At 47.5% G+C, this 12,495-nt stretch carries 11 protein-coding genes; 1 reads left to right on the top strand and 10 read right to left on the bottom strand.

The features are described from left to right. Window positions 1-25 precede the first annotated feature (25 nt). Genes LL912_RS06820 through rfbF form a run of 8 tightly spaced genes read right to left on the bottom strand, consistent with a single transcriptional unit; the run spans window position 26 to window position 7,219 of the window. A complete protein-coding gene (locus LL912_RS06820) occupies window positions 26-1,006 on the bottom strand; it encodes a glycosyltransferase (RefSeq protein WP_235552829.1) in 981 nt (326 codons plus the stop codon). After that, window positions 997-2,019: a glycosyltransferase family 2 protein gene (locus LL912_RS06815; protein ID WP_235552828.1), complete on the bottom strand. Its 1,023-nt coding sequence runs from the start codon at window positions 2,017-2,019 to the stop codon at window positions 997-999. Before LL912_RS06815 ends, LL912_RS06820 begins: the two co-directional genes overlap by 10 nt. Before the next feature lie 10 nt (window positions 2,020-2,029). Continuing rightward, a complete protein-coding gene (locus tag LL912_RS06810) occupies window positions 2,030-2,770 on the bottom strand; it encodes a cephalosporin hydroxylase family protein (RefSeq protein WP_235552827.1) in 741 nt (246 codons plus the stop codon). 5 nt (window positions 2,771-2,775) lie between these two features. Next, window positions 2,776-3,621: an NAD-dependent epimerase/dehydratase family protein gene (locus LL912_RS06805; RefSeq protein ID WP_235552826.1), complete on the bottom strand. Its 846-nt coding sequence runs from the start codon at window positions 3,619-3,621 to the stop codon at window positions 2,776-2,778. Further along, complete coding sequence (locus LL912_RS06800) at window positions 3,618-4,844, bottom strand: class I SAM-dependent methyltransferase (protein WP_235552825.1); 1,227 nt, start codon at window positions 4,842-4,844, stop codon at window positions 3,618-3,620. Before LL912_RS06800 ends, LL912_RS06805 begins: the two co-directional genes overlap by 4 nt. Before the next feature lie 10 nt (window positions 4,845-4,854). Beyond that, window positions 4,855-5,337, bottom strand: a complete 483-nt coding sequence (gene rfbC / locus LL912_RS06795) for a dTDP-4-dehydrorhamnose 3,5-epimerase (protein ID WP_235552824.1) — start codon at window positions 5,335-5,337, stop codon at window positions 4,855-4,857. Window positions 5,338-5,375: 38 nt separating this feature from the next. Continuing rightward, window positions 5,376-6,458 carry a CDP-glucose 4,6-dehydratase gene (rfbG, locus tag LL912_RS06790; protein WP_235552823.1) on the bottom strand — a complete coding sequence of 361 codons (1,083 nt, stop codon included), beginning with the start codon at window positions 6,456-6,458 and terminating at the stop codon, window positions 5,376-5,378. Beyond that, a complete protein-coding gene (gene rfbF, locus LL912_RS06785; protein WP_235552822.1) occupies window positions 6,443-7,219 on the bottom strand; it encodes a glucose-1-phosphate cytidylyltransferase in 777 nt (258 codons plus the stop codon). The genes rfbG and rfbF overlap by 16 nt, the downstream gene beginning before the upstream one ends. 108 nt (window positions 7,220-7,327) lie before the next feature. Here rfbF and LL912_RS06780 point away from each other — a divergent pair, with 108 nt between their 5' ends. Then, complete coding sequence (locus LL912_RS06780; protein WP_235552821.1) at window positions 7,328-7,777, top strand: hypothetical protein; 450 nt, start codon at window positions 7,328-7,330, stop codon at window positions 7,775-7,777. 50 nt (window positions 7,778-7,827) lie between these two features. Here the strand turns inward: LL912_RS06780 and LL912_RS06775 are convergent, their stop codons facing one another. Both LL912_RS06775 and LL912_RS06770 read right to left on the bottom strand, forming a co-directional pair. Next, entirely contained in the window at window positions 7,828-9,261 is a 1,434-nt protein-coding gene (locus LL912_RS06775; RefSeq protein WP_235552820.1) for an arabinose isomerase, read from the bottom strand. A gap of 38 nt (window positions 9,262-9,299) precedes the next feature. Then, window positions 9,300-12,464 carry a glycosyl hydrolase gene (locus LL912_RS06770; RefSeq protein WP_235552819.1) on the bottom strand — a complete coding sequence of 1,055 codons (3,165 nt, stop codon included), beginning with the start codon at window positions 12,462-12,464 and terminating at the stop codon, window positions 9,300-9,302. Window positions 12,465-12,495 lie beyond the last annotated feature (31 nt).

Raw genomic sequence — 12,495 nt, 5'->3', positions numbered from 1 at the left:
CATTCGGCTTTCGTTTTAGACGGATTTAACGGCGTAACAGCCGGTATAAATTTCCCGTAACCGGGGTCGCGTCCAGCAAAGCTGCAAGAACGATGGTGGGATCCCGGTAAGGCTTAAATTTTTCCGCTATGCCCAGCAGCCGGGCGTATTGCCGGCATGCCTGTACAAACCTCCCCACGGTATACCGGTTTTGCAGGGGTGCTTTTGCCAGGCGGTGACTCAGGCTGCGGCAATAAAACGACAAAAAATGCGCCCCCCAGTTTTTTATTGCCTGGTCTGCAAGAGCATTTTCTTTTCTAAGCCTGTTTAGAAAACCGATGTATCGTTCAAAAGCTTTTCTGTAAAGATCCACGCCGGTGCTGATGGAAAGGCTGGTATGCAGCCGGTATGCAAAACAGATGGCCGGAGACACTGCCATAAAAGAACCTGCGGTAAGTTCAGCAAACAACTGGTAATCGGCAAAAAGCAGGTTTGGATAGCTGGTATCAAAACCTCCGCATTGCATAAAATCTGAAGACCGGAACATATAACCCGTGCCCATACTGTCGATTGTTTGTCTGAATTCACCTTCTAAAAAGGCTTCAATATCCATGGTTCGGGGCATGGGCTGGCAGGGCCGCACCGGCGCTCCCGCCGCATTCATATAAGTGAAATGCGTTTGGTATATAGAGGCTTCCGGATACTCCAGGATGAGCTGTTGCATGGTCCGGAGATAATCCTTGTACAGCAGGTCATCGTGCCCGATAAAGGTTATATATTCATTCGAGGGCAACTTCAGGGCTCTTTTCCAGTTGTCTGGCATTGACAGGTCTTCATTTGATCGTAAATGAAGAATACGGGGATCTTTTAGCGATTCGATGTAAGCCGTGGTTCCGTCGGTGCTGTTGTTGTCAAGAATGATAAAATTAAAGTCCCGGTGAGTTTGCGCAAGCACGCTTTCGATGCATTCCTTTACATATGCACCACCATTTTTTACCGGTAATATGACGGAAAAGGTTATTTCCATATCTTTTTTACGGATAAAAGGATGTTGAAAAGCGATGGGAAATAATATTTCAGGTAAAATTTATAGATCCATTTATGGATATTTTTATTCTTAAATGCTTCAGGGATGAGTTTGTTAAGTTCCTTTTTCTGGTCCTTACCGGTATTGGCTCTTGCAACCAGAAGGGTGTATTCGACCCAGGAGCGTCCTGCAAAATTCCATATCTTGGGGACTAAGGCCTGCCAGTCTGAGCGCTGGTTTAACTGGAGCGCCAGGTAGTCATAAAACCATTGAGGCGTATGGATGTATTTGTCGCGCAGCTTAAAGATGTTATAGCCGAAGTTGTCGCCATGTACGACCTGCCCGCCCATGGCCTTGTTCTGGTAAGCCATCCCTTTTTTTGACCCTGCTGCAATTACAAAAGCATGGTCCGTCAATAATTCGCTGCCATAATTGGGCATCCCTTTTATTTCCAGTAAAATGGAGCGTTCCACCATCAGGCAGCTCCATAACAGGAATGTTGTTGAGAAAAATCCATTAAGATACGCTGCGGCAAACTGGTCAGCAGGCATCAGCTTCACCTCATCTTCCTGCATTGTTTTAAGCAGATGGGTGGTTTTGCCCACAGGTAAATGCAATGTTTTAGCCGCAAATTCGTTTTCGACCATCCAGTCGCCACAGCCGCCGTATACTCCATAACCGGGGTGTTGGTTTAGCAATGCCACCAGGTCTGTGAGCATATGCGGGTAGGCCGGATCATCGTCTGTGATCATGACGATAAATTCGCCGTTGGATCGCCCGATACTGGCATTGAAACTGGCCACCATACCGAGATTGGCATTGTTGGGGAAATATTTTACGCGCGGGTCATTTATCTTTTCAACAGCCTGTTTGCCGGATTGCTCCGTGTCGTTATCTGAAATGACAATTTCAAAATGCGGATAAGTCTGCTCAAGGATGCAATGAAGCTGATTGTATAAGAGATCGGGTCGCTTATAAGTGCTCATGCAAAAACTTACCAACGGCTGATACATGTTACAATGATTATTTGATCCGTTTTAAATAACCTCTCGGCGCTACGCTGATCAATATTTTATTATCGATATCCTTATTGATTTCAAACTGATCATTTTCTGCTAAAAAGGCATCCACAGCGGTCATTGGATTATTACCGATGCTCCAGGGACGTTCCATTCCGGGGATATAATTATTCGGAAGGTTTTCAACAATCGTGTCAAAAACCACGATATATGAATTTAGGGATACCAGGGGGGCATAAAAACGCAATTCATCCAATACATGCGCATGGGTGTGATTGGAGTCCAGTACCACTAATACGGTGCCTTTGCCTGCGGCCGCTTCGCGCACCAGGTTTACGGTTGCTTCATCTACCGAGGAGCCCTGGATCATCTTAATCCGCTTATACATGGGATGCTTTTCGATTTCCCTGCGGTTGTGCTCGCGGATATCTATGTCGATGCCCAGTACTTCACCTTTTCCGATCAATTCGAGCAGGGATGCATAAAAGATCAGGGATCCGCCATGCGCAATGCCGGTTTCGATAATCAGATCCGGCTGTATTTCCCAGATCAGCTCCTGCATGGCAATCATATCCTGGGGGTACTGGATAATAGGGCGTCCCATCCATTTAAAGTTATAGGAGTACTGGGCCTTGTTAGATGCAGTATTGAACGCTGTTGCGGCGTCTTTTAGCGCTTCATTGCTTTCGTAACTGTTTACTCTGTCTTTACATTCCTGTATAAATGCCTCTACCGGGTTGCTCATCGATATTATTTGATTGATTTTAATTTACTGTTATCCCCCCAAAAATGCATGGGCTCGAAATCGGGATAAGGATAAAAGCCCAAATTTAGTTGAATCTTCTTGTTTTTTAAACGAAGATGGTCTAAAACAAATTGCTTTACGGTAACCGGATGGTTGCTGGACACATTTATAATGCCTTCAACGTTTTTCTGAAGGGCAATTTTAACGATGGCCGCTGCTACTTTTTCCACGGGCATAAAATCCCGGGTTTGTTCACCTCCACTCATATTGAAAACGGGCGCTCCTTTTTCCAATGCGGCATCCAGTTGTGGTATCAGGGACTGGGGGTTCTGGCCTTCGCCATACATATAAAAAAGGCGTACCCATTTCAGGGAGAACGTTTTTTGCTTTTGAAAAAGCTCCAGCGCCTTTCTCAGCTCGTTTTTGGCCTGTGCATAAAAATTGCCGGGCAGGGCGGGAAGGTTTTCATTCAGGCTTCCTTCCTGCATTCCATATTCAAAACAAGTGCCCGAAACTGTAATATCGGCTATGCCCTGTTCAATCAGGTCCCAAAGAAACCGCTTATGGGCGGGAAGATTGTTGTCGACATGAAAGGCCTGCTTATAATTGGGTAATCCTTCCCAGGCCAGATGAATGAGCAGGTCTGGCTGTTCAAAATATTCGTATAGATTCAGGGAGGTATTTTGCTGGTGCAGGTCAAAGGCTTTTGCCCGTATCCTTGGATGATCGAAAATGCCGGTACGGCTGATGTTGCGTGCGCTGGCAATAATTTCCACCTCCTGTTCCAACAGCGATTGAATAACGTATTTACCAATGAAACCCGTGGCTCCTGTAACAAGTACTTTTCTCATGTTATCTGCAGCGCGGGAATGGCGGTCACAAATTGTCCGCCCCAGTCTTTAATATACGCCAATTGATTTGTGATTTCTTCCCGGAGGTTCCAGGGTAAAATCAGGACATAATCGGGTTTAGCCTCCTTTAAATGCGCTTCTTCCACTACCGGAATATGACTGGCGGGAAGGAATTTATGCTGTTTATGCGGATTGGCATCCACCACGAAGTCGATGAAATCGCTTTTGATACCACAGTAATTCAGCAGGGTGTTCCCCTTGGCTGCAGCGCCATAGGCCGCAACGGTCTTCCCCGATTTTTTCTGATCCAGTAAAAACTGCAGCAATTCCTTTTTTATGGCAAAGGCTTTTTGCTGAAAATGGGTGTAGTAGGACATATCCTGCATGCCCTTGCCTTTTTCTTTCGCCAGTAATGCGGCTACCTGTTCGGTAACCGGTTTGGTAGGATCTTCCTGGTGTCTGGCATAGATCCGGAGCGATCCGCCATGCGTAGGTAGTTCCTCTACGTCGAAGAGTTCGAGACCGGCGGCTTCAAATATCTGTTTAACGGTGTAAAATGATAAATAAGAGAAATGCTCATGGTAGATGGTGTCAAACTGGTTATTGTCTACCAGCTGCATGAGATGTGGAAACTCCATGGTGATGACGCCGGTTTCTTTTAACAAAAGTTTCATCCCCCCTACGAAATCCACAATGTCCGGAACATGCGCCAGTACGTTATTGCCCAGCAGCAAATCTGCTTTTTTTCCTTCGGTGGCCAACTGGCGGGCAAGACGCACTCCGAAAAAGTCCACCACCGAGGGAACACCTTTTTCAGCAGCTGCTGCCGCTGTATTGGCCGTGGGTTCTACGCCCAATACAGGAATGCCCTTTTCCCTGAAATACTGCAACAGGTAGCCATCATTACTGGCAATTTCAATAACCAGTGCGTCTTTTGTATATTGAAACCGCTGCTGCATCTTTTCTACATAAGCCTTTGCATGTGCCAGCCAGCTGGTAGAGTAGGAGGAGAAGTAAACATAGCTGCTGTCAAAAATGGCATCGGATTTTTTATATTCATCCACCTGTACCAGAAAACAGGCTGGGCAGGTATACACTTTTAGCGGGTAGAAGGTCTCCGGTTCATTCAATGCCTCCTTTGTTAGAAAGGAATTGGAGGCCGGAGAGTTTCCCAGGTCTATAAATACATTGTTTAGTTCAGTTTTACAAAATCTGCAATTCATTGTGTTGCTTTTATAGTAACGGGTGCTGCTGATCGCGCGCGGATAATTCAATCGCTGCCAGCGGCCATTGTATATTTATTTTAGGGTCGTTATACCGGATGCCGGATTCCGACGCCGGTGTATAAAATTCAGAATGACAGTATACCAATTCCACTCCATCGGTAAGGGCCTGGAAGCCGTGTGCAAATCCTTCCGGTATATACATCATTTGTTTATTGGATGCCGAGATTTCGGCACCAAACCACTGCAAATACGTTGCCGAGTTTTTCCTGAGATCAACAATGACATCGTAGGCGGATCCTGCAATACAGCGTACGAGCTTAATTTCTTCATATGGCGGCTGCTGAAAATGCATTCCCCGAACGGTGCCTTTTAAGGCGGTGTAAGAGTGATTCATCTGTACCCATTCCTTGCTGTGGCCGATCTCTGCAAACCGATCTTTGCTATAGGTACGCATAAACCATCCGCGGCTGTCTCCCAGGACTTTTGGCATGATTACAAAACTGCCGGATAACGGGGTGGGGGAAAATATCATAACGCCATATAACGGTTGATCTGGTTAATAGTAAAGGCTGCTGCATGTTCAGCTGGTTGCCGGTACCAGTCGATGGTCCAGTTAATGGCTTCTGCTGCGTTCAATTTGGGCTTCCAGTTTAATTGTTGTTTGGCCTTATTGATACTTAACTGCAACAGGTGAGCCTCATGCGGAGCTCCGGGATCGCTGCCGTCTTTCCAACTGCCGCTTCCCCAGGTAGCAATGGCCTGCGTAACCAGTTGCTGTACGGTAAGGTGATCTGCCGGCTCTGGTCCGAAATTCCAGGCACCACTAAATGAAAGATCGTTATGCAATTTTGCCGCCAGCAGCAGGTAGCCCCCCAACGGCTCCAGTACATGCTGCCAGGGCCTTACGGCAGCCGGATTGCGTACAATAATTTCCTGCTGCATTTTCAGGGCGTTTACAAGATCCGGAATAATCCGGTCTTTACTGAAGTCTCCGCCTCCGATCACATTTCCGGCTCTTACAGCACCAAGGGCTTTCTGATGTTCGCTATAGCTAGCCGTATTGAAAAAAGCGTTCCGGAATGATCCTACCACCAGCTCCGCGCATGCCTTGCTGGCACTGTACGGATCGTATCCTCCCAGGACGTCCTCTTCTGTATAAAGAATCGGCTGCTCCTTATTTTCGTAAACTTTGTCGGTGGTAATGACCAGTACCGTACATTTTCCATTTACTTTTTGCACCGCTTCAAGGAGGTTGGCAGTTCCCGCAACATTTACTTCAAATGTTTCTGCCGGAATTTCATAACTCCGGCGTACGAGCGGCTGGGCCGCCAGATGGAACATATAATCCGGCTGAAAGGCCTCAATGGCTTCAGACAGCCGGTTTCTGCTGCGGATGTCGGCAATAATGCTTGCTTCCGCTGTATACGGCTGTGTGACATTAAAAATACATTGCTCGTTTTCCGGCGCCAGTGCATAGCCTTTTATATGAGCTCCCAGTTCCCTGAGCCATAAAGATAACCAGGTACCTTTGAACCCGGTATGCCCCGTTATAAAGACTTTTTTACCGGCGTAAGCTGCCGACAGCTCCGTTCTATTTACCACACTTTCCATTTCGCATTATTATTTTTCCACATGTCCTCCAGTTCAATCTTATCCCGCAGGGCGTCCATTGGCTTCCAGAAGCCGGTATGTTTAAATGCAGCCAGTTGCGCATCGTTGGCAAGTTGCTCCAGCGGCTCGTCTTCCCACATCATGTTGCTCATATCACCGCGGAGATAGTTAAACACTTCCTGTTTCAAAACGAAAAAACCGCCATTGATCCATTTACCCTCATCTTTGGCCTTCTCGCGGAATGCAGATACATTATCATCGGCGTCTAACTCGAGCCCGCCAAAGCGCGAATCCATCTGAATTGCCGTAACTGTGGCAATCTTATTATGCTGTTGATGATAATTAAGCAGCCGCGGGATATTTACATCGCTGACGCCATCGCCATAGGTAAGCATGAAATCTTCGTTGCCAATGTATTTTTGAACCTGTTGCAGCCTTCCCGCCGTTTTGGTAAGCGCGCCTGTTTCCACCAGGGTTACCTTAAAATGCTCGCTGGAGCTGGCATGATAGGCAATCGAGTTATTTGCGAGGTCTACGGTAAGATCCGCGTTATGAAGGAAATATTGTGTAAAGTATTCTTTAATGATATATCCTTTATAACCGAGGCATACAATAAACTCATTAAACCCGTAATGGCTGTAAATTTTCATAATATGCCACAGGATCGGTTTCCCTCCGATCTCTACCATGGGCTTGGGCCGCACGTCGGTTTCCTCCGATAAACGGGTACCCAATCCCCCCGCAAAAATGACTACTTTCATATTGATGCTGATTTAGCCTGAGTATGGGGGCAAAAATAATTGTTCTTGTGGTGAATTTCATTAGATTTGCCACCGAATGTAAAAAATACCGTCTTAAAATTAACACTTATGAAGGCTAAATCTATGTTATCGCTTTTGTGTACAGTCGTTTTTGTGGTGGTCTTATGGTCCTGCAAAAAAGAAACAGAAACTATTTATAAGGAAAGCACCCCTCCGGCAGACTACCCGATAACAGGTGTATGGCAGGGAAATATTGCCAGCTATACCGTAGATAACGGGTATCAGGACTACACCCTTTTTATTAAATCGGATTCTACCATCAGTACCGAAGGTACGGCACTAGGTGTTCGGCATTACGCAGTGGGCACATGGACCATGAAAGATTCGTTATTTTCTGCCCGTATTAAGACCTTGCTGGGTATTTATTATAATCTTGGAGTGGAGCAGACCTTTACTGCTGTTTTTCACAAGCGCTCGCAAACGTTGAGCAATGGAAAGTGGTTGAATAGCACCTGGGGAAAGGATTCGGGATATTTTAACGTGAAATACGCGAAATAAATATGCGGTTTATTGAGCGGGTTGGCTGCTTTTGTTTACATTATACCAAATTAACCGGATATTGTAATTACTTCTATATTTAACAGATTTCCCAGTTTCCGGATTTTGGAAGCAACATGTCCTACTCCTACGGCGCAATGGTGCGCCGGGCCATACGCATTCCAGTTGTTTACAAAATTTCTTGCTCCGGACGGGAACCGGTAGCGGCTGTTGGTATTGCCGATCTGTAAAACCGGACCTGGTACAGATATGGCTTCTGCTGTCAGCAACAGCAGTTTGCCTTCTTTTGTTTCTGCAACAGACAGGAGGGTTACCGGGCCGTGTTTGACACTCATTTCAACCGATAAGCCCCAGCCTACTTTTCCATGATATACCACCAGCGGGCGTACCTTGGTTTTGCCTTCGGCAATGGCCAGGTGGCCCGGGCCATCGTGCCCCATCAGCACTACATCGTCGTCAAAGTCCATCGCATAATACTCCGTAAACGAACCGCCTGCTCCCAGGCTATCCATGATCTTCATGGCCTGAGCATTTTTGATCTCATATTCCCCGGCTACAGGAATGCCCCGGGTCGTCAGCAGCGAATTGCCCAGGATAATCGAACTCATCGTGTCTTCATTTTCCGCATTTCCCGTGCCCTTGTAATAATAGGCCATAGAGCCAAGCTCGTATTTTTCCACCAGTTTGTCCAGCGCCAGGGATGTTCGGGCTGCACGCAGCAGTTCCGTTTCCTGGCAGTCGGGCTGTACATCAAACAGCTCCCTGAAAAGACCGGCGCGCTCTGTAATTTCCTTTTCTGAAACATTTTTCCGTAAGGCCGAAAGCTCGTCTACCTCCAGCAATTCTATATGGCCGCCAAAGACGGCATACTGCAGGGTAAGGTCGGTATAAATGTCCAGCATGCCACTGTAATAATGTCCCAGGCAGCCCAACCGGTTATGCGCCATTGTATGCGCCACTTTTGCGGCTTCCACCCATTCCCGTATCTCGTTCCAGCAGCTGTCATCCTGATGCAGCATGCCGGTTACCTGGTAAAACTGAATGCCGGTTCGCTTAAATACGTTGGCGATTTCGGGTACCGGGCATGCCGAGCACCAGGCTAGCCATTCGCCGGTCATCTTTGTCCGGTCTTCCATGGCATTAAAGGCCGTATAGTCGATATGCGGGCCGGGCGACAGGTTTAGAATAATGACAGGCACTTTAACGCGTTGTACAGCCGGTAACACCGTGGCTGAAAGCGCATAAGTGGTCACATAAAGAAATATCAGGTCCACTTCTTCCTGCCGGAACCGGCTTCCGGCGGCGAAGGCTTTGTCTACATGATCTACCAACCCGGCATTGACCACAGTCGGGTGAATTGCGCGGATTCTCGTTTCCACTACCCGGAGGTATCCTTCTAGCCGCTGTTGCAGCCCTTCAAACTGGTCCCAGTATGCATCCAGGCCAATTCCCATTAATCCGATTTTTAAAACAGATGCTGGCATATATATTTTTTTATCCTGATCCTTTATATGTATGTTTTTTAATCTTTGCTCCGGAACAAGCGCATGTCATTGAGCCCGTAGTCGAACAGGATATAGCTGTTGCCCGGCGGGTACGCTGTAATACCGTTCCAGCTGTCGGGGCCGGTGTATCCCTGCCGGTATGTTTTATAATGGGGGCCCATTAAATTGCGTAAACTGCCCACCACGGTTACTTCAATCTGGTTCCTGCCCTTTTTTATCAGATCTGATACATCGAGTTGGTAAGGTTCCGCATAGATGATCCCGGCCTTCCGCCCGTTTACACGAACTGCTGCTACAGACCCCTTTAAGGAATCGATGTGTAGAAAATAGCTTCCTTCGGTTGTCAGCGAGTATTCCCTTTTGTAGGCCACCGTATGACCGTACATCGGCAGCCCCTGTTTTTTCCAGCTTCCCGTGTTCAGGGATGCCGGTGCAACGATCTTCCAGCCTTTTTCAGCTGATTCAAGGTTATAATTTCCCAGGATAAAGAGCGGGCCTATCTCTGCATAGATACGCATCGGCTCAATGGCAAGCGAAATCGTATTCGCCCCCGGTTTCAGATAAGGTCCTATTTGTAAAACGGTAAAGGAACGGTCCATCCACCAGCCGGTTCCGGGTGTAATTTTGTAGCCGTTCACCCGGATCGTGTTCCATAAGTGCCCTTGTTCAATCACTGCTCTGAAGTTTTGGGTATTGACGTCCTGATCTATAGCGAAATGATAGGTTACGATAAAGCCGGAACCTCTGGAAAAGGTATCCCGCTGTACAAACCTGGTTTTAAATTGCATCTGATGATCCCAGGGATCTCCGGGGAACCCGTTTTCCTTAAATACCAGTTGTGTGGCGTCTTTGACATGGATATCCTTCTTTTCGGTATCCCGGATCCGGACGTCACAAAAGTCGATCATTAATGTATTTTCCGAAGGCCGCTCCACGCTGATCGCCGTTCCGCTGATTTCCTCTTTTTCCAGGAGCGGGCCATAAACACCGGAAGTCTTTTGTGCGCTGTTTGCAATAAAGAATAACGCACTACCGGCAGGAGGAATATCAAAGGCAAAACGGGTGCCTTGGGCATTTTTGCTTTCCGGGTATTTCAGGATCTTTCCGGTATTAAGATCCATCCGTATGATGGATTTAGCACCACTTACTTCTACATGCCCCGCGGCGGGTTGGGTAAGGTTGGCATTGGATAAAAACAGTAATTGACCATCGCGGATGATGCGCCGGTGGTGCAGGAGGCTGCCATTTTCCATAACGGGTGTGGTCATTTGGATCTTAAAACCCGGAGTCCGGAAAACCTGTTCCATTACCCGGGAATCAAGCTGTGCATAAGCCGTAATGTTTTGCTGACCTTCGGAAAACTGTTCTGCAGAGGTCATGGCCCTGCCATCGATGTGGCTTAGCGGGTTGAAAAGAATCAGTCTTCCGCCACTGGCTACAAATTTTTTTAACAGGAGATAAGTAGACCGGTTTATATTTTCCATTCCAGGAGGAATAACCACCGTTGTATAGGTAGCATTGCCAATCCTGAATTGATTTTTGATGGCGGACCCGTGGTCTTTAATGATATGCTCCGATCCCAGATCATACTCGGCCTGTGCCTTTTCCAGTTTTGTGATAAAGGCCTGGAACCGGTTGCCCGTTTCAAAGAAACGCCCGTTGCTTTTAACACGACTGTGATACATCCAGGCAGTGGATGTTGGTTCAAGGATCAGTACGGTATTTTTTTGAACGCCGCGGGAAAGCACATAGGACAACCGTGCAAAGTACGCATTGAGCGGCTTGTAAAAAGGCCACCAGGAATTTTGATAAGAAAAAGTGGTGGGATAGTCATATTTCCGGGCCCCGGCCATGCTCATCCAGGAGAGGTGTTGGTTCATGAAATTAACACCCAATGCAGCCTGCCAGTCGCCCAGCCGTTTCATATCCCTGAAGGTTAAATCCCAGCCGGCCCCGCCATAGGTTTCGCAAAGCGTCCGTTCCTTTCCCAGCTGGTTGGCCACACTGGATAACTCCTTTACGGAGCGGATATTTCCAAACTGCGCATTCGGGCTGGACTCATTGAACTGGTTAAACAGCATGTCGATTCCGGGTTGGTCGTGCCAGGCATACATGGCCATATTGTCGGGACCTTCGCCTGGGTCGGGCCAGCCATGTTCCCAATAGTGGCCGGTCCATTTCAGCTGATTTTTTTGGGTAAAGGCCTGCATGGGTTTCGACCACCGGTCAATGAATAACTGGAGCAGGGTTTCCTGGTAATTGTGCCGGATTTTTTGCCAGTCGCCGGTTTCTTCAAAAAGTGAAGGCAGGTGCGGCACCAGGTCGTATCCCCATTTTTCACTGAACACGGCAAAAAGATCCGGGGTCCACCGCGTAGTCTGACTGCCATGTGTGGGTATGCTGGGCTCGTCGGAGAAGGTTCCGGGCACCGTTTTCCCAAAAGCGTTTCCAAATGCTTTTTTATAAGGGCCAAAGGTTACATCAATAAATTTTTCTGTAACGCCTTTCACCAGGAGGTCCACCAATGGATAATCCGGTGGGCCCACCATACCGGCCTGTTTGGCATAATTAAGTTTCCGGAACAGATAGTAGTTGCCCTTTGTGTTTTTTTGCTGTGCTGCATGGGCGGTAATGTCTGTAAACCGGTCCCGTTCTTTTTTTAAGCAAATAAAATAAGCGTTTCTGTCTTGCGGTATGGTATCTGTTTTAACCAGCTGAAGCATCTGGCCCTGGTTATAGGAAGCGGGCATCTGGTCTGGTACCAGGCCGCCGGCAAACCCCGTAGGGTAGGAGTTTTCGTCGTAGATCCACACATGCATGTCTAACGCAGCCGCTTTTTGAACAGCATGCTTATACAGGTGCAGCCAGTCTTCGCTAAGGTATTCAGTAATCAGCCCGGGACGGGGATGTATAAACACACCACCAAAGGCATTGGCTTTAAACTCCTGAAGCATGGAATCGATGATACCGGTGGTCACTTTTGTGTTCCATACCCAGAGGGGGGCCGTCTGGAACTCCTTACCGGGATTAGTGAAGTTACTGCGGATGGTTGAAAAAGAAACGGGAGGAACGGGCTTCCGCAACGACTGTGCCTGCAGGCCGGTTGCAAAGAGCAATGCAAAAAAGAATACGGGCACCGTGCTGTCTATGCTTTTCCTGTGGTTTATTTTTATCGCAATCATTGAATCATGGCATTTTTACCGGAATACAAAG

Origin of the sequence: Niabella agricola, assembly GCF_021538615.1 — a bacterium.
In the GTDB taxonomy this organism is placed as follows: domain Bacteria; phylum Bacteroidota; class Bacteroidia; order Chitinophagales; family Chitinophagaceae; genus Niabella; species Niabella agricola.
The sequence above is the reverse complement of the archived record's forward strand: the minus strand, read 5'-3'. Positions and strand labels throughout refer to the sequence as shown.

Bases quoted from the DNA above. Each gene is read 5' to 3' on its own strand.
- rfbF (WP_235552822.1), bottom strand. From the start codon at position 7,219: ATGAAAGTAGTCATTTTTGCGGGGGGATTGGGTACCCGTTTATCGGAG.
- LL912_RS06810 (WP_235552827.1), bottom strand. From the start codon at position 2,770: ATGAGCAACCCGGTAGAGGCATTTATACAGGAATGTAAAGACAGAGTA.
- LL912_RS06780 (WP_235552821.1), top strand. From the start codon at position 7,328: ATGAAGGCTAAATCTATGTTATCGCTTTTGTGTACAGTCGTTTTTGTG.
- LL912_RS06775 (WP_235552820.1), bottom strand. From the start codon at position 9,261: ATGCCAGCATCTGTTTTAAAAATCGGATTAATGGGAATTGGCCTGGAT.
- rfbC (WP_235552824.1), bottom strand. From the start codon at position 5,337: ATGCCAAAAGTCCTGGGAGACAGCCGCGGATGGTTTATGCGTACCTAT.
- rfbG (WP_235552823.1), bottom strand. From the start codon at position 6,458: ATGGAAAGTGTGGTAAATAGAACGGAGCTGTCGGCAGCTTACGCCGGT.
- LL912_RS06815 (WP_235552828.1), bottom strand. From the start codon at position 2,019: ATGTATCAGCCGTTGGTAAGTTTTTGCATGAGCACTTATAAGCGACCC.
- LL912_RS06800 (WP_235552825.1), bottom strand. From the start codon at position 4,844: ATGAATTGCAGATTTTGTAAAACTGAACTAAACAATGTATTTATAGAC.
- LL912_RS06770 (WP_235552819.1), bottom strand. From the start codon at position 12,464: ATGATTGCGATAAAAATAAACCACAGGAAAAGCATAGACAGCACGGTG.
- LL912_RS06820 (WP_235552829.1), bottom strand. From the start codon at position 1,006: ATGGAAATAACCTTTTCCGTCATATTACCGGTAAAAAATGGTGGTGCA.
- LL912_RS06805 (WP_235552826.1), bottom strand. From the start codon at position 3,621: ATGAGAAAAGTACTTGTTACAGGAGCCACGGGTTTCATTGGTAAATAC.